This window comes from Desulfurellaceae bacterium (assembly GCA_021296095.1).
Taxonomy (GTDB): Bacteria; Desulfobacterota; Binatia; order Bin18; family Bin18; genus JAAXHF01.
The window spans coordinates 20,805-37,744 of the sequence record JAGWBB010000037.1; the positions used below are offsets into that span (position 1 = coordinate 20,805).

General features: G+C 61.5%; 17 protein-coding genes. 4 read left to right on the top strand and 13 right to left on the bottom strand.

Going from position 1 to position 16,940, the window contains the following annotated elements; all coding sequences use genetic code 11:
* Nucleotide 1: 1 nt before the first annotated feature.
* Both J4F42_10730 and J4F42_10735 read left to right on the top strand, forming a co-directional pair.
* On the top strand, nt 2-2,065 hold the full coding sequence (locus J4F42_10730; GenBank protein MCE2485976.1) for a hydantoinase/oxoprolinase family protein: 2,064 nt from the start codon (nt 2-4) through the stop codon (nt 2,063-2,065).
* Between the two features lie 39 nt (nt 2,066-2,104).
* Nucleotides 2,105-4,066, top strand: a complete 1,962-nt coding sequence (locus J4F42_10735) for a primary-amine oxidase (GenBank protein ID MCE2485977.1) — start codon at nt 2,105-2,107, stop codon at nt 4,064-4,066.
* Nucleotides 4,067-4,096: 30 nt separating this feature from the next.
* Here J4F42_10735 and J4F42_10740 read toward each other — a convergent pair whose 3' ends face one another.
* The 4 genes from J4F42_10740 to J4F42_10755 form a co-directional block, all read right to left on the bottom strand.
* Complete coding sequence (locus J4F42_10740) at nt 4,097-5,296, bottom strand: beta-lactamase family protein (protein ID MCE2485978.1); 1,200 nt, start codon at nt 5,294-5,296, stop codon at nt 4,097-4,099.
* A gap of 84 nt (nt 5,297-5,380) precedes the next feature.
* Nucleotides 5,381-5,743: an HAD family hydrolase gene (locus tag J4F42_10745; protein MCE2485979.1), complete on the bottom strand. Its 363-nt coding sequence runs from the start codon at nt 5,741-5,743 to the stop codon at nt 5,381-5,383.
* Between the two features lie 203 nt (nt 5,744-5,946).
* The gene (locus J4F42_10750) at nt 5,947-7,269 is read right to left on the bottom strand and encodes a hypothetical protein (protein MCE2485980.1); all 1,323 of its coding nucleotides are present in this window, start codon (nt 7,267-7,269) and stop codon (nt 5,947-5,949) included.
* Nucleotides 7,266-7,688 carry an OB-fold domain-containing protein gene (locus J4F42_10755; GenBank protein MCE2485981.1) on the bottom strand — a complete coding sequence of 141 codons (423 nt, stop codon included), beginning with the start codon at nt 7,686-7,688 and terminating at the stop codon, nt 7,266-7,268. The genes J4F42_10750 and J4F42_10755 overlap by 4 nt, the downstream gene beginning before the upstream one ends.
* 200 nt (nt 7,689-7,888) lie before the next feature.
* Here J4F42_10755 and J4F42_10760 point away from each other — a divergent pair, with 200 nt between their 5' ends.
* Nucleotides 7,889-8,128 carry a hypothetical protein gene (locus J4F42_10760; protein MCE2485982.1) on the top strand — a complete coding sequence of 80 codons (240 nt, stop codon included), beginning with the start codon at nt 7,889-7,891 and terminating at the stop codon, nt 8,126-8,128.
* 46 nt (nt 8,129-8,174) lie between these two features.
* Here the strand turns inward: J4F42_10760 and J4F42_10765 are convergent, their stop codons facing one another.
* Together J4F42_10765 and J4F42_10770 are read right to left on the bottom strand one after the other, a co-directional pair.
* Nucleotides 8,175-8,627, bottom strand: coding sequence for a PIN domain-containing protein (locus J4F42_10765; GenBank protein ID MCE2485983.1), 453 nt, complete (start codon nt 8,625-8,627; stop codon nt 8,175-8,177).
* 5 nt (nt 8,628-8,632) lie between these two features.
* A complete protein-coding gene (locus tag J4F42_10770; GenBank protein ID MCE2485984.1) occupies nt 8,633-8,848 on the bottom strand; it encodes a hypothetical protein in 216 nt (71 codons plus the stop codon).
* A 165-nt stretch (nt 8,849-9,013) separates the two neighbouring features.
* Here J4F42_10770 and J4F42_10775 point away from each other — a divergent pair, with 165 nt between their 5' ends.
* Nucleotides 9,014-10,246: an amidohydrolase gene (locus J4F42_10775; GenBank protein ID MCE2485985.1), complete on the top strand. Its 1,233-nt coding sequence runs from the start codon at nt 9,014-9,016 to the stop codon at nt 10,244-10,246.
* A gap of 254 nt (nt 10,247-10,500) precedes the next feature.
* On the opposite strand, the gene J4F42_10780 is transcribed toward J4F42_10775, so the two are convergent.
* From J4F42_10780 to J4F42_10810, 7 genes are all read right to left on the bottom strand, one after another.
* Complete coding sequence (locus J4F42_10780) at nt 10,501-11,538, bottom strand: LLM class flavin-dependent oxidoreductase (protein ID MCE2485986.1); 1,038 nt, start codon at nt 11,536-11,538, stop codon at nt 10,501-10,503.
* Nucleotides 11,539-11,559: 21 nt separating this feature from the next.
* Nucleotides 11,560-12,978 carry an aspartyl/glutamyl-tRNA amidotransferase subunit A gene (locus tag J4F42_10785; GenBank protein MCE2485987.1) on the bottom strand — a complete coding sequence of 473 codons (1,419 nt, stop codon included), beginning with the start codon at nt 12,976-12,978 and terminating at the stop codon, nt 11,560-11,562.
* Nucleotides 12,968-13,282 carry a hypothetical protein gene (locus J4F42_10790; protein ID MCE2485988.1) on the bottom strand — a complete coding sequence of 105 codons (315 nt, stop codon included), beginning with the start codon at nt 13,280-13,282 and terminating at the stop codon, nt 12,968-12,970. The genes J4F42_10785 and J4F42_10790 overlap by 11 nt, the downstream gene beginning before the upstream one ends.
* Nucleotides 13,283-13,429: 147 nt before the next feature.
* The gene (locus J4F42_10795) at nt 13,430-13,762 is read right to left on the bottom strand and encodes a hypothetical protein (protein MCE2485989.1); all 333 of its coding nucleotides are present in this window, start codon (nt 13,760-13,762) and stop codon (nt 13,430-13,432) included.
* On the bottom strand, nt 13,759-14,988 hold the full coding sequence (locus J4F42_10800) for an aromatic ring-hydroxylating dioxygenase subunit alpha (protein MCE2485990.1): 1,230 nt from the start codon (nt 14,986-14,988) through the stop codon (nt 13,759-13,761). The genes J4F42_10795 and J4F42_10800 overlap by 4 nt, the downstream gene beginning before the upstream one ends.
* 227 nt (nt 14,989-15,215) lie before the next feature.
* A complete protein-coding gene (locus tag J4F42_10805) occupies nt 15,216-15,599 on the bottom strand; it encodes a hypothetical protein (GenBank protein ID MCE2485991.1) in 384 nt (127 codons plus the stop codon).
* A gap of 10 nt (nt 15,600-15,609) precedes the next feature.
* Nucleotides 15,610-16,827 carry an aromatic ring-hydroxylating dioxygenase subunit alpha gene (locus J4F42_10810; GenBank protein MCE2485992.1) on the bottom strand — a complete coding sequence of 406 codons (1,218 nt, stop codon included), beginning with the start codon at nt 16,825-16,827 and terminating at the stop codon, nt 15,610-15,612.
* Nucleotides 16,828-16,940: the final 113 nt, after the last annotated feature.

The following is a 16,940-nucleotide window of genomic DNA, read 5'->3' on the forward strand; positions in this document are numbered from 1 at the left end:
CATGCGGGTGGGGTTTGATATCGGCGGGACGTTTACCGATGTGATCGTGCTGGGCGATGACGGTCGGATCGACACGGCCAAGGTCCTGTCCCTGCTCGACCGGATCGGCGAGGACATCGTCGGTCATATTCGTCAGGTTGGTTCGTCGGAGCAGATCGCCAATTTTGTCCACGGCACGACCATCGCGTCGAACGCCGTGATCGAGGGCACGACCGCGCCGACCGGTTATATCACCACCCGCGGTTTCCGCGACGACCTGGAGATGCGGGGCGAACGGCGGCCCAATTTGCAAGACCCCAACTGGGTCAGGGGCCGTCCGCTGGTGCCGCGCCAGCTGCGCCTGGAGCTGAGCGAACGGGTTCTGGGCGACGGAACGGTCGAGCGCTCGCTGGATGCCGAAGAAGCCCGTCAGGCCATTCGCAGTCTTGCCGCCCAGCGGGTGCAGGCCATTGCCGTGTGTCTGATCAACTCCTACCTCAACCCGGCCCACGAGCAGGAGGTGGCGCGGCTGATTGCGGATGAGCTCGGCTCCGGGGCGGTGGTGTGTATTTCGTCCGATATCTATCCCCAGATCCGAGAGTATGAGCGGGCCAGCACGACTGTCATCAACGCCTCGCTGATTCCGGTCGTGGACCGCTATCTGGACCGGCTCGAACACCACCTGTCAGCCTACAGCGAGCGGCTGCTGGTCATGCAGTCCAACGGCGGGATCATGTCGGCCGAGCTGGCCCGCAACAAGCCGGCCTTTATGATCGAATCCGGGCCGGCGGCCGGAGTCCTGGCTGCGGCTCGGCTGGGCCAGGAGACCGGTCTGGACAAGGTCTTGTCGTTCGATATGGGCGGCACCACGGCCAAGGCGTGTCTGATTGAAGACGGGCTGCCGGCCGAGCGGGCCGCCGGTGAAATCGGTGGGGCGGCCAACGTCACCACCCACCAGTTCTACAAGGGCGGCCATGCCCTGCGCGTGCCCTCGCTCGACATCGTCGAGGTCGGGGCCGGCGGCGGCAGCATTGCCTGGATCGACGCCAGCGGGGCGCTGCGGGTCGGACCCCACAGCGCCGGGGCCGAGCCCGGACCGGTGTGTTACGGCCGGGGCGGCAGCAAACCGACGGTGACGGACGCCAACGTAGTCAACGGCTATATCAATCCCGAGGCGATTGCCAACACAACGATGCGGATCGACTATGACGCGGCCTGGCGGGCGATCAAGGACCAGATCGCCGACCCGCTGGGGCTGGACACCCGCGAGGCAGCCTACGGGATCAGTCAGATCGCCAACTCGGCCATGATGCGCGCCCTGCGGGCGGTCTCGACCGAGCGCGGACGCGATCCGCGCGACTTTACCCTGGTGTCTTTTGGCGGCTCGGGGCCGGTTCACGCCGCCGCCCTGGCCGACGATATCGAGATCGGCAAAGTCCTGGTGCCGGTCTTTCCCGGCGTGTTCAGCGCCCTGGGGCTGTTGCTGGCCGACTACCGCCACGACTATATCCGCAGCGTGGTGACGCCGCTGGCCGCGATCCGGCCCGGGCGGATCCAGGAGTTGTACGCCGACATGCAGGCCGAGGCCCGGGAGCTGATGCAGGCCGAGGGCATTGACGTCGAGCTGATTCGCTTCGAGCCGTATGTTGATATGAAGTACGACTATCAACTCCAGGACTTGAGCATTCCGTGTCCGGACAACGCTGATGCCGCCGAGCTGCCGGACACACTCGCCCAGGGCTTTCAGGCTGCTCACGAACAGGCGTTCGGCTATACCACCGGCGATCCGATTGAACTGGTCAGCCTGCGCCTGCGCGCCCTGGCGACGGTTGGGGATATTCGTTTTCGAGACCTGGGGATGCGGATTGGGGCGTCGTCCGGCGCCAACGGTCACAAGCCCCGGGCGGCTTTCTTCGGCCCGCAGCACGGTCTGCTACAGACGCCGGTATGTCGCCGTAGCGATATTGCCGACCCACAGCCCGGGCCGCTCATTGTTGAAGAGCCCGACACCACCGTCCTGGTTCCGCCGGACTGGCAGATCAGCCGCGATGCCTTCGGCAGCCTGGTGCTGACCAAGGCCGCCTGAGGGGTTTGCCACAACACGACATGTGGAGGAGAAACTGCGATGTCTGAGACGCTCAGCCAAAATGCGACGGATTCGGCGCCGCCCGTGCGCACGACCGTCCCAAGCCCGGTGCCCCATCCCCTGCATCCCCTCACCCGCGCCGAGATCGAACGCGGCGTGGCGACCCTGTCCGAGTCGGGGGCGTGCCACGGGCGGCTTGCCTTTTCCAGCGTCAGTCTGCTCGAGCCGGCCAAGGCTGCGGTCAAGAACTTTGCGCCGGGTCAGCCGCTCACCCGCGTGCTGCGTTTTCTGGGCGTGGACGGACAGGGCAGCTTTGACGCGCGGGTGAACGTCAGCACCGGCGAGCTGCTCGAAGTCCGCCGTCAGGCCGGTGTGCAGGCACCGCTCAGCGGCCGGGACTTTATCCGGGCGATAAAAATCACCAAGGCCGACCCGGCCTGGCAGCGAGCTGTTCGCAAACGTGGGATTGACGATTTTGAGCAGATCCAGATCGACATGTGGCCGGGCAGCGGTCCGGCGGTCAACGGCGCCGACCCCGGCCATAGGCTGGTTCGTGCGATTGCCTTTGTCCGCCAGGATAAGACCGACAACGGCTACGCCCGGCCGCTGCACGGTATTATCGCCCACCTCGATCTGACCGAAGGCCGGGTGGTGCATGTCGAAGACCACGGGGTGAGGACGATTCCGCCCGAGAGCGGCCGCTATGAGCCGGAGCACCAGCCCGGGCTGCGCACCGACCTCAAGCCGCTCGACATCAGCCAGCCCGAGGGACCGGGCTTTCGTATCGACGGCTATGCCGTGAGTTGGCAGAAATGGTCCTTCCGGGTCGGTATGCACCCCCAGCACGGCCTGGTTCTGCACGAGCTGTGTTACGAGGATGGCGGGCAGAAACGCCCCATCCTGTACCGGGCTGCGCTGGCCGACATGGTCGTGCCCTATGGCGACAGCGACCCGATGCACTCCTGGAAACACGTTCTTGACGCCAGCGAAGCCTCAATCGGCAATCTGGCCAACTCGCTCAAGCTGGGCTGCGACTGTCTGGGAGAGATTCGCTACCTGGACATCAACACCGTGGCGTATGACGGCTCGGCCGTCACGGTCGAGAACGCGGTGTGCATCCACGAGGAAGACTACGGGGTGTTGTGGAAGCATATGGATATCCACTCCGCCCCGGCTTTCCACACCGAGGTTCGCCGCTCGCGGCGGCTGGTGGTGAGTTCCTTTTTCACCGTCGGCAACTACGAGTACGGCTTCTACTGGTATCTGTACCTGGACGGAACGATTCAGATGGAGGTCAAACTGACCGGTATCGTTGGCGTGAGCGCGGTCGAGACCGGGGCCGAGAAGCCCGAGTTTGCGCCGCTGATCGCCCCCAACCTGGCCTCGCCCATCCACCAGCACCTGTTCTGCTTCCGGCTCGACTTTGATCTCGACGGGGAAGACAACGCGGTCTACGAGGTAGACGTCGAGCCGCTGCCGCTTGGGCCGACCAACCCCCACGGCACCCAGTTCCACGCCCGCAGCACCCTCCTGGGCTCGGAAACCGAAGCCCGCCGGGACTGCGCGCCACACAAAAGTCGAAGCTGGAAAGTGGTCAATCCGCAGCGCCTCAACCGGCTGGGCGTCCCGGTCGGCTACAAGCTGCTGGCCGGCGCGACCCCGACCCTGTTTGCCGACCCGGACTCCTACGTCGGACGGCGGGCCGGGTTTGCCCGGCATAACCTGTGGGTGACTGCCTTTGACGCCGAGGAACTGAGTGCGGCCGGTGATATGAGCCTGCAAAGCCCGGGCGACGATGGGCTGCCGGCCTACTCGCGCGGGCGTGATATCGACAACACCGACCTTGTGGTGTGGCACACCTTCGGGCTGACCCATGTCCCCCGGCCCGAGGACTGGCCGGTGATGCCGGTCGAGTACAGCGGCTTCAGCCTGATGCCGGTTGGATTCTTTGAACGCAACCCGGCCCTCGACCTGCCGCCGAGCAAGCACCACTGTTCGTGACGGGGGAGGGGTGAGCGCCCCTCCTGTTTCTTAGACTGCGCACGAGGCGGCCAGGCTCGACAGGGCGACCCGGCGGCGGCCTTCGCGCAGGGCGTTGCGATCAAACCCGTTGGTCAGATAGCCGAACGAGATGCCGGTGGCCGGATCGGCCCAGCCGCTCTGGCCGCCAAAGCCCGGATGGCCAAACGCCTCGGCCGAGTTGGTCTTGCCAAAGGCGCGCAAATTGGCCTTGCCGTCCCCGCCGGCTATGGCGATGCCCAGGCCGCGCAGGGCGCGGTGGCCCAGAAAGGGGTCTCTGAGGTCGCCGGTGCGCGGTTGGCGCGCCTGGGCCAATATTTCGGGCTGCCAGACCTGGTTGCCGTCGTGAGCCCGCCCGTCATTGAGCAGAGCCTGGTAGAACAGGGCGATATCACCGGCGGTGGTGATGCAGCCGGCCGACGGTGAGCCGGCCTGGCGGGTGACGGTCTCGTTGAGTTCGAGCACACCGTCTTCGCTGATGGCGCTGGTCGTCTTGCCAAAGCCTTTGAGGCCCATTTTTTCGTACTCTTCGGGGCTCAGGTCCTGGCCGACCCATGCACCGTCGGCCACCTGCTCATTGCCCGAGGGCGGCAGTCCGATCCGCAGCTCGGGCAGGCCCAGCGGCTCGGCGATCCGCGTCCGCACAAACTCGCTCAGGCTCTGGCCGGTCTGTTTTTCGATGATCGCGGCAACCGCCCAGAAGTTGGACGAGATATGGTACTCGAATTTCTCGCCCGGCGCATGGCTGAGCCGCCACTGGGCAAAGCGGTCCACGCGCCGCTGAGGGTCGGCCCATTCTTTCTGCCAGTGCGGGGCATACGGAATGCCCGAGGTATGGACCAGGCAGTGTTCGACGCTTACTGCGTCTTTGCCGTTGGTGCCGAATTCCGGAATATAGTCGGCGATGCGGTCGTCAAGGCGTAGCGCGCCCTCCTGCATCATGATCCAGGCCGAGGCTGCGGTCAGCGCCTTGGTCGAAGACATGATGACAAAATGGGTGTCGTTGGTGGCCGGTTTTTCGGTCCCGCCCTGCACCGCGCGGCCAAAGGTCTGCATGGCGCCGAGCTTGCCGTTGCGGGCAATAGCGACCTGGCTGGCCGGCAGCAGGCCTTCTTTGACCTCGCGCTCGGCCCGGTCAAACAGGGCCTGGACTTTTGCCGGGTCAAGGCCGACTTCCTCAAGATTTGTGGCAAAAAAATGTGCGGCTGGCATGTGGTGTCCCTCCTTTGCGGTGTGGACGGGATTGTAACCGGAAGCGGCCCAAGAAAAAAGGAGCGTGGCCACCCCGGAATCCGGTCAGGGGGACGACCCGTCCGGGCGGAACCACGGCTGCAAAATCGCCTCGTCGGGCCACAGGAACTCGAAGCCGGCGTCGAGCGCGTACTTTTTGTCGAGGTCTTCCCGGTCGCCGATATGGTAGTACACATCCGCCTCGAACGCGGCCTTGACGTCGGGCAGCATCATTTTCCCCACGGCAAAGTCTATCGGAATCTTGTGCCGGTCCCAGATCGCCCGCTGGGCGCTGATTGGACGGTCGGAACAGCTGCCGATCACAAAGCCCTGCTCCTGGACTCTTCTGACCATGGCCATGGTCACGACCCCGGGCGGGTCGCCGACCTCCAGGGTTCCGTCTATGTCGAAGCTTATGAGTATGAGCAAGCTCAGTCCTCCGTGTGCTGTCGCTGATGCCGTGTGCCGACCTTTGAGCCGACCGGTCGTGTCCGGTCGAGGCAGGGCCACCGGGAAAATCCCCCTCAGTCTCCCTTTTTCAAAGGGGGAAGCCTGTCCTGAGCCCTATCGAAGGGCGCGTGAGCGCAGGCGGATTTCCGGTGGAAGAGGGGCGGCCTCCAAGGCATGCCTGTTCAGTCGGGCGTGGCGCTCCAGACGGTGAAGTTGCCGCCCAGGGGCATGGGACCGCCGGAGACTCCGATCTCGGGTTTGACCCCGGTGACCTGGCGGGCGCCGGCCCGTTGCTGTAGCTGCTGGATGGAGTCGGTGTGCATCCAGAAACGGCTGCGGCCGCTGCCGATGTTGCCGCCGCTGGGCAGGACCGGGTTTGGGCCCTCAATGCTGATGTCCGTCTGGTAAAAGTCCAAGGCTTCGCCAAACTTGATGCCGCGATAGCCCAGACCCTCCAGGTGGAACTGGTGGAACTGGGCGAAGCCGTCGTACATGTTCTCGAAGGACAGATCCGCAGCGGTGATCCCGGCGCCCTCGTACAGCTTTCTGCCCGTTCTGGCGGTGTCCTCCTCGACCTCGTCCAGGGTGGGCGTGAGGCTTCTGGGCGTGGTCCGGCTCGACGCATGGTTGAGGATGTAGACCGGCTTCTGTTGCATGTCCCTGGCCCGTTCGGGGGTGGTGAACAGGTAGGCGGCGGCAACCGTGATCGGGATGTCGTTATCGAACAGGTTGGCCGGCTTGGCGATCCAGCGCGCGGCCTGGTAGTCCTCCGCCGTCAGCTGCTCGGGTCGGTGCTGCGCCCAGTAGCCCTCCGGGAACATCAGGCCGTTGCGCCTGGAGTTGGAAATGAAGGGGGCCATCATGTCGTGGCTTTTGCCGTACTTGCGGCAGTACTCGGCGAACTGCAGGGCTGTGCCGTAGCAGGCCGGAGCGCCCCACAGATTCCTCAGCGCGCTCATTCCAGAAACGGCGCCCCCGGCGTTCGAGCCGCCCTGGTAGTAGCGGCCCTCCAGGTTATGCCAGCCCTTGAGCACCAGGCAGGTGTGGGTCAGGCCGTCGCCTACGGCCTGGGCGGCAACGACGATGGCGTTGGACATACAGCCCGGAGCGTGCATGCTGAACTGGACCTTGGTCAGCTCCGGCATATTCTTCACGATCCACTCGGCGCTCAGTTTGGCGATGCCGTCCAGGGGATCGTCCGTGGGGCTGAAGGCGCTGACGACATCCTCGGGGATGGGCCGGCCCTTTGGCCAGTAGGCTCCGGTCGTGGTCTCGGGCACGACGACCAGCCCGTCGATCTGGTCCGGTGCAACGCCCGCGTCGGCTACTGCCTTCCTGAGCGCCTGAAGGCTCCAGGCGCCCACACAGGTGTCGGGGCTGCCGTCCCAGCGCCGGGCGGTCGGCGAGTGGCCGACGCCCACGGCCGCGACCTTGGCCCGGTGTTCCCACAGGCCCAAGCCCTCGGTGGTGCGATACATGGAAGCCGGAGGAGTCTGGGTATTCATTGTGCCTTCCTTTCTGCGACCCGCCACTCGGGGACCTTTTGGCCGTTGGCGGTCGCCTCGAACACCACCTCGACTTTAGCTCCGACCGGGACCTCGTCCACCGGCGTACCGGGCAGGTGGGAGTACATCTGGATGCCCGGGTCCTCGTCCAGCATGATGACCGCGACGTTGAACGGCTGATCCTCCTGGAGCAGTCTGACCGGGCAGTCGTAGACCACCCCGTAGTTGTAGATCGTGCCCCGCCCGCTCATCTCCTTCCATTCCAGATCGTCGGCCGAGCGGCACTGACGACACGTCGGCGCCGGCGGATGCTGGAGCCGGTCGCAGCCGCGACAGTTCTGGATGACCAGCCGCCCCTGGTTGGCGGCGTCCCAGAAGGGCCGGGTCAAGTCATCGGGTATGACGCCCTGTTTTGCCATATCTCCCCTCCACGCTAAGCAGGATTGTCAGTGAGAAGTTTTACGCGGCCAACAATAGCCCATTGCTGGTATATGTCAAAAGGTCTGGATCAAAGAGGAAAGGTAATCTGAACGGGCGCACGCTACGGCTCAGCTTCACTCTAGGCCACAATCGCAATGCCGCTACGACCGCAGACGGCTGGTACATCGACGACGTGGCGGTGTCTGATACATCAGCTCCGCCACAAGCGCGGCTGGAAAACCCCGCCCCAAACTCATTCCAGAGCGGTCTTGGTGTCATCTCCGGCTGGGCGTGTGAGGCCAACGAGATTGTCATTGAGCTGGACGGGGCTCCGGTACAGGCGGCCTACGGCACGCCCCGAGCGGGTACCCAACAGGTCTGCGGGGATACCAACATGCGATGGGAAGAGTCCCGCCAGAACTTCGTGATTATTCCCTAACCGCGCTCCAACGCCCTACGGAGACGGTCAGTCACAAGAGCTGCCCCTACTGAGATCGTGTGACGGTCTGGAGAGAAAAGGAATTTCCTGATCGACTCAGCATCTTCCTCCAGCGTTCCATGTCAGTGACATTCTCTGTCACTAATTCTGCTCTCGCTCGGACAGCTCCCAGAGCAATCAGCAGATCGTTGATATGGTTTCGCGGTTCCAACTCTCCATAACGCTGCTGATACTGGGCGAGCAATACGCCACTCAAGGTCCAGTCCTCGTGACTTGGCGTGACGACATAACCTTGCCTGATAAACGCCTGGTTGATACCGTCGTAGTTTCGCTTATCGGCTCGGGTCCGCGCTCCAGCATACAGTTCCTGCATAACCACTGAGCTCAAGCGTGCCCGACCGGTACGGAGCGCTCGTTGGAACAGTTCCTCATAGGCTTCTCCCCGAATCATCGGAATGAGAACAGACGAGTCGAACAGTAAGGGGCGACGGCGCGCCACGGTTACTATTTCCTTGTCGTCCGTTTGCGAGTGTCTTGGACTGTTCCTCTCCGGCGTAGCTGCAAAACATGTTTCATGACCTCATCCGCAAAGAGGCGATCGTCAATCACTGTGCGAATGGCTTCAGATTCGCTTGAGGCATCCAGGTGCTTGACCAGTTGTCGCACTTTTTCCTCTTCCAACATGACATTCTTACGAGTCAGCGTGGCTGCGCGGGCCATAAGCCCCTCCTCTTATGTATAGTTCTGTATTCTATTACACACTCTGAAAATCGACAAGGCGAGCCACGTTATAGAACGGTCGTGCAATCTTCAGGTGCTCGTGTTGTCAGCCGGTGTTCGGGTGGCGTATAATCCCTGCCGGCCTGAAATGCAAAGGAGGAAGCTATGAGCGCGAGCGCTGGACAGCACGGGGGGACACGGCCGGCGTCCCCCCTCGACTTTTTGATTATTGACGCAGACCATCATTACTACGAGCCGGACGACTGCTTTACCCGTCACATGGAATCGGCCTATGCCGACCGGGCGGTGAACATCCGCCGTGGCGAAGCCCCGTTCGGACGGGTGTATATCGGTGATGAGCGCATGCGGTTTTTCAGCATTATCCCCGGTGACCACACCGGGGTGCCGGGTGCGCTCCAAGCCTATCTGAAGGACCACGCCGGTGAGGGCAACTCACTGGTTCATGACGAGACCATTGCCGCCCACGACTTTCCCGAGGCCATGGACCGGCCAAGCCGGGTGAAAAAGATGGACGCGCAGGGCGTGGAGGCGGCCATCATGCTGCCGACGCTGGGCGTTGGGGTGGCCCACGAGCTGCGCCACGACCCGCCGGCGCTGTTCGCCAATCTGCGGGCCTTCAACCGCTGGTTGGAGGAGGACTGGGGCTTTGGCAACCGGGGCCGCATCTACAGCCTGCCCATGCTGTCGCTGGTCGATATCGACCTGGCCGTGGCCGAACTCGAACGGGTTCTGGCCGAGGGCGCGCGGAGCGTGAACCTCACCCCGGGTCCGGTCAACGGCCATTCCCCGGCCGACCCGCTGTTCGACCCGTTTTGGGCGCGCTGCCAGGAGGCCGGCATTCCGGTCGTGTTCCACCTCGGCAACGATGGCCTGGCCGAACTGTACTCGGCCCAGTGGGGCGAGAATCCAACCCCGCCCAGCCACCGCTTGAGCCCCTTCCAGCGGGTGACGGCCTCGACCGAACGGGCCACGGCCGACACCTTGTGCGCGCTCGTTTTTCATAACCTGTTTGGCCGTTTTCCCGACCTGCGGGTGGTCAGCATCGAGAACGGCGCGGGCTGGGTGGGACCGCTGATGCGGGAGATGGACCACGTCTCCCGCCTGGCCGGGCCGCGCGACTGGACCTACGGCCACTGTCCGGGCCGGCCCAGCGAGATTTTCAAACAGCACATCAAAATCTCGCCCTTCCCCGAAGAGAATATCCCCGCCCTGGTCGAGCTGTTGGGACCGGACAACGTGCTGGCCGGCTCTGACTGGCCGCATCCCGAGGGCTGCGCCGAACCGATTGATTATCTGGACGGCCTGTCGGGTCTGTCGCCCGAGGTGGTGCGGGCGGTCATGCGCGACAACACCGCCCAGCTGTTTGGCCTGGCCTAGCGCGCTTCACACGAGACTGTAGCCCTGCTGTTGCGCTATCGTCAGGCCGGGCCTGTCCTGAGTGTAGTCGAAGGACGTGATCCGGTATCCATGCTTCGACTCCGCCCTTACGGGCTACGCTCAGCACAAACGGCCTTACGTTCGCCCTGAGCGTAGCGGAGCGAAGTCGAAGGGCCTGTCCGGCGGCGGGCACCTGCCGTCTTGCGCCGGAATGACGGCAGGGACCGGCTGGCGATATGGAATCGTGAAGTGTCCTAGCGGCAGTGCGGCATCACTTCCTGAGCAAACAGCTCCATCGCGCGCCTCACCGCAGCATGCTCAACCAGTCCCCCCTGGTTGAAATAGCAGATAAACTCGTTTGTCTGGAATTCGCGTTGCAGGGCCTGGACCCGCTCGGCGCAATGCTCCGGGTCGCCAAGGACCGCTCCCAGGTCTCCCAGCTCCTCGTAGGTAATCCCCTTGAGTCTGTCCACCGCCTTCTGCAAGGACTGATAGCTCTCGGGCAGAGCCTTGATATCCGGCCGCCGCTGCTCCAGGAAACTGAAGAAATGCATCAGGCTCGCCTCACACTCCCGGCGCGCCTGGGCCTGGCTGGCCGAGACATGGACGGTGAAGGCCACCGCCACATCTTGTGTGACCCCGGCTGGCAGGCTGTCGCGGTAGGTCCCGATGTACTCCCGCAACTTGTCCATTGAGCCCGCGATCAGCGGCGTGGCAAAGATCGGCAGCCCCAGGCGTCCGGCGATGGTATACGTCTCGGGACTGTTGGCGGCGATGCGAATCGGGGGGTGGGGTTTCTGGATCGGTCGAGGAACAACCGGCAGGTCTTGTACCCGTGAGTACTTCCCCTGGTACGACAGCCGCTCGTTCGTCCAGGCCTGGCGGATGACATCGAGCGCCTCCTCAAACCGCTCCCGGCTCTCTTCTACGGGGACATTATAGGCGGCGAAGAAACTCGGCGCCGCGCCTCTGCCCACTCCCAGCTCCAGGCGACCACCGGTGAGAATATCCACCGTGGCGGCTTCCTCGGCGACTTTCAGCGGGTTGTGCAGGGGCAGGAGGGTGACGGCCGTGCCGAGTCGAATACGCTGGGTGCGCTGGGCGGCCGCCGCCAGAACGGTCAGCGGAGAGGCCAGGCGGGAAACGTTCGGGTAAAAGTGAATTTCGGCCAGCCAGGCGGTATCGAAGCCCAGCGTATCCCCAAGCTCGATCTGGGCCAGGATGTCATGGTAGCGCTGGACCTCCGACTGCCACTCCGCACACGGCAAATGATCCATAAAGCCAAAGCGCATGGTGTCTCTCCTTTCTTTTGGTCAGGCTCGGCCAGCTGGATGTCGTTCATGCCATGGCGTGCTGCGCTCATACGCATACGCCACACGCAATAGCAGCGTCTCCTCAAACGGCCGGCCGATAATCTGCAACCCGATAGGCAATCCAGCGGGCGTAAATCCACACGGCACCGAGATGGCGGGTAGACCTGTCATATTGAAAGGCCGCGTCGCCCGAGCGATATGGGCAGCAACCACAACTTCCTTGCCACCAATATCGACTGTGATGTCGTCGATCCTGCTTGCCGCCATCAGGGTCGTTGGCGTAATCAGCGCATCGACCCGACCAAGAATGTCGAGCATCTCCTGACGCAGCAGCGTCCGAAAGCGTTGGGCCTTGAGATACTGCGAGGCCTGGATGCAGGCGCCGAGCATGAGCCGCGACCGGACATCAGCGCCGTAGTGTTGGCTGTAGGTTTTCAAGGTCTGGGCATGGACTTCATACGCTTCCGCCCCAATGATGGCGCTGGAGCTGGCGATGACGTGCGGCATGCTCGGGATTGAGACCTCTTCGACTACGGCACCGAGGGAAGACAGGTGCTGCACGGCGGCCGTGATTCCATCTCGCACGGCGGATTCGACATCTTCAAAAAAATACTCCTGGGGCACCCCGAGACGCAGGCCCTGGATATCCTCTCTGAGGGCCAATGTATAATCTGGCACCGCCGCTCGGCTTGTCGTTGGGTCTTTGGGATCAGGACCAGCGATGGCTCGCAACAGCACGGCAGCATCGGCAACCGTGCGGACCATTGGCCCAACATGATCGCACGAATGGCTCAAGGGATAGACGCCAAACCGACTGACGCGGCCGTAGGTGGGCTTGAGACCAACAATACCGCTGAGCGAAGCCGGAATCCGAACAGAGCCGCCCGTATCAGTCCCCAGCGTCCCCATAGCCAGTCCCGCGGCCGTGGCTACAGCACAGCCGCCGCTTGATCCACCCGGAAGGCGAGTCAGATCCCACGGATTTCTTGGGGTTCCATAGTGAGGATTCAGAGACGTCCCGCCCCAAGCGAACTCGTGCATGTTGAGTTTGCCCAGCAGGATTGTCCCGGCATCATTGAGTCGGGTCACGACTGTCGCATCGCTCTCCGCTCTATGATCAGCGAGAATCTTCGAGCCACACGTCAGACGCACGCCTTTGACCGCGAAGAGATCCTTGAGGGCGATAGGAATACCGTGCAGCGGACCACGATACTGCCCGCCGACAATTTCTTGTTCAATGGCGCGCGCCGCCGCCAGCGCTTCATCTCTCAGGACAGTAAGGTAGGCGAGGTATTGCCCGTTTAAGCGTTCAATCCGGTCGAGATACACTTGCGTCACCTCTACAGGTGAGACCTCCTTCCTTTGAATGAGAGGCGCCAGCTCGGTAATGCTCGTAAAGGCTAACTCTTCAGTCTTCATTGCCTTCAGCCTCCGGCATGACAAAGCTCACCGCCGGATCAATATGGCTCAGGTCCAACGCGTCCAGCGCCGCGAGCCCCTCAGATAATTGTGAATACAGCCTGGCGATTTCCTGTAGTGCGTCATCGCTCAGCGGTCGGGCGATCTTGTCTCGGAGGAGAGCAGCAACGAGTTCTCGGTCTTTCACCGGGATTGTGTCCATTTCGATTATACCTATATCCAACGCGCCCAGAGCAGAGCGTGGCGCAAGTGCAGGAGCGACCCGCTGCCCGAAGAATTCCACGGCTGGCGCGGTCTCGGCCAAGGATAGTGTCAGAAAAAATAAGCGTCTTACTTCTTAAGGCATGGCGTCGGGGGGAAGCTGCTCCTGTCGCCGTTATTGTCGTGTTATGACGGTAGCGTGTAATGAATTGACAGCACTCCCAGGCCGGCACCTGGTGTCACCTTCAGCTCAGTCCGCTCGGTCGTGGCAAAACTCCAGCCGCGTGCTGTCGTAGCCATCCACCACACTCGGCTGCTTATAATTCTCCACGGCGGTCGCCACCTCGGCTAGCGATAACGCCAGGTGAAACAACCGCTTGGCATCTTCGGACAGGTTGTCCAGCGGAAACTGGCCCAAGTAGTTCAGCACGGCTTCCATGCGCGGGAGTAAGGTGTCGTACAACGCCTGTATCTCCGACATGGGACTGGTCAGGCGATGACGATTGCGTTCGGTCTCTGTGGCCAAGGCCCAGCGCTCGGCTAAGGGCTCCAGGTCTGCGAACCCTTCGGGCAACAAACTCATGCTCCACCTCCCGAATAAAAGCCAACGTACTCTTCGACGACCTTATGCCCGTGGCGGATACACACTTCATTGTCCTGTAATAAAAAGTGCGTTTTGGCGCGAGTGGCTAGAGCTTGCTGTGTTTCTTCCAGGGTGCTCAGGTCTTCCAGCAACGCATCCCGAAACAGGCACTTACTATATTCCTGCCCGAAGCGTTGTTCCACGGTGGTGGCCGGTGGGAAGTATTGGCGAAACTCCCACAAGGTGCGGTCCACGGCTAGGGGCCAGAAGTGATAGGTAAAATACATGCCGTCGAGCACATCGACAAAGAAGTTGGGAAAAATGACGTTAATGTCAAAACTCCAATTTGGAACTTTACCCGGGTTCAGATACGGGGGCAGGTCGTCAGTCGAGGCCGAAAGCATGGTATCAAACGAGCGACCCAGTTTGTGCACCAAGGTTTGGATAGGGGTCGGCTTGGGCTTGGGATTGCCGTCCACGGAAAACCTACGGTGATTACGATATAGCTTCACCCACGGCAGGTGTACCAGTGGATTTTCCTTGGGGCCATAGCTGGGCAGGGAGCGGGCGTGGATAAACGCGACATGATAGCCTTCTTGAAACGCGTCTGCGGCCACCTTCCAGCTCACCTTGGCTTCGGTCTGATAGGTTTTGCGTGTGGTGTATCGGCCAAACGGAAAGCCGCGCAGCTGTTCCCCGAGTTCGCCTAAGTATTCTGTCAGCGTCTCCTTGGGCTGGGGGGCAAGGTTGATGAAAATGAACCCCTCCCATGTGTCCACGGCAACAGGAGTCAGGCCGTGGGCGGTTTTATCCAAATCAAAGAACTGATCTTCATCTGGTACAAAGATGAGCCGGCCCTCAGTATTGTAGCTCCAGCCATGAAACTTACAGGCAAACACGCCCCGACACGTGCCGTCGCCATCCCACACGACCTTATTGCCCCGATGCGAGCACATATTGTGAAACGCGCGGATCGTGCCGTCTTGGCCGCGCACGATCAGCACCGAGGCTTCGCCCGCAGCAATATTTTTGACCAAATAGTCACCGGCCTTGGGGATTTCTTCCACCCGGCCGACATTCAGCCACACTTGCTTAAAAATCCGCTCGCGTTCCAGGGTATGATACTCGGGTGAAATACACGGCTCGATTGGCACGGGCCCGGTCCCCAACTCTGGATACGTTTGCGCCCAGCTCTTCCCGTTCGTCCCGTTTGTTTGAATACCCATCGCATGGCCCCCCTTTCTAACACGGCTTCGGTACGACTCCTATGCATCTTTACCAGCAAACGCAGAGCAGCTCGGCCAGCCCGCTGCAGCAGCGTCATGCCGCCCCCACCTCTCCGCCGTCTATACTCGGCCTCGCGCCGATGTCAAGAGTTGCGGTTGTATCGGAAGGGGCTGTTCTCCCTCTCGTTGGCAGTTGCTCCCACCCTGCGAGCACTTCGTCTTGGACTTTATTGCTGCCAAGTGCCATGGTGTTTCCTCCTCCCTGCTACAGATGAGAACCTCGGTTCGTGTCCGGGTACGAACCGGGTGGATTCAAAGCCGTCAATCACTCCCGGCTGCCCAAAGAATTCCACGGCCGGTGCAATTTCTGCCAAAGATAATGTCAGTAAAATTAAGCGTCTCACTTCCTCGGGCATTGTGTCGAGAGGAAACTGCCGTAGATACTCAAGGATGGCTTCCATCCGGGGAAAGATCGCGTCATAAAATGTCCGCAGCTCTTCCATGCTGCTCGACAGGCGCTTTTGGTTGCGCGCCCTTTCTTCGGCCAGGGACCAGTCAGCAACGAAAGCCTCGAGGTCTGCAAACTGATCCGGCAACACACCCTGAGACATAGCTCCCCCCTTATCTTTCGCCATCTTCTATAAAGTCCTCCGCAAGCTTATTGGCGTGTCTGATCAACAGTTCTTGATCTTGCAGCGGGGTATGGGTGAGCGCACCAGAAGCGAGCCCCCTTTGTACGTTCTCAAGCGTACTGCCGTCTTCCAGCCACACGTCGCGGGTCACGCATCTGGTGTGTTCTCGGCTAAACCACTGGGCGGCATTTTCCGCCTGGGGTAAATACAGCCGGGCTTCCCACACCGATCGATCGACCGTCAGCGGCCACATATGGTGGGTGAGGCAGAAGCCCCCGAACAGCAAGAAGTGAAAATTGGGGAAGATATAATACAGATCGAAAGACCAATTCGGATTTCTGGTTGGGTTGAGGACACTCGGTGGCAGTCGTTCGAGAAAGGAGCCGGTTGCTTCAGCGCTGAGCATCGCTCCGAATTGAGAAGCCAGGGCTTCTACGGGAGTTGGCGTATGGGTCTGATTCCCGTAACCGGAGAGCATACTGTGACGCCGATAGAGTTTGATGTCGAGGGTGTGAAGAGAAGGGTTGTCTGCATTGGCGAAAAAATCTGGGACCGTGCGCGCGTGCAGGCTCTTGGCGTGATAGGCTTCCAGCTGGGAGTCTCGCGCCGCTCTCCAGTTACATTGCAGCTCTGCCTTATAGGAGTAACAGACCGACAGTTCGGCGAAGGGAAATTCTGTCAAGACTGTCACCGCCTCGCCCAAATACTGCGGCAAGGTTTCCTGCGGGTGGGGATCGAGATGGATGAAGATAAACCCTCCACAGATGTCTGTGGTAACCGGGGTCAGACCATGCTCGCTCTTCCTGAAATCAAAGAACATCTCCTCTTCCGGCACGCCGATCAGCCGTCCGTCCGGGGCATAGGTCCAGCCGTGAAATTTACACGTCAATCTCTGACACGAACCCCGTCCATTCCAGACAAGCTTATTCCCACGATGTTTACACACATTGTGGAAAGCGCGTACCGTTCCGTCCTGTCCGCGAACAACAAGAATTGAGGTATTGCCCACGGCAAGGTCCTGAACGAAGTAGTCTCCCGGTCGTGGAATGTCTTCCAGCCTGCCGACATTGAGCCACACCCGCCGAAAGATCCGCTCCCGTTCCAACTTAAAATATTCCGGTGAAATATAGGGTTTGATCGGGGCCGGGCCTGTTCCCAGCTCACCATACTGTGTTGTCCAGTGTTGGTGCTTCGTTGCAGTCTCCATTCTCTCTCCCTTCTTATCCTGTCCCCATGAGTACCGTTTCTTCTCCCAGCCATAACACTCATGAACGTCCCGTTTGAGAAGAAGAGACGGTTCCCACCCGGACGTGGGAACCG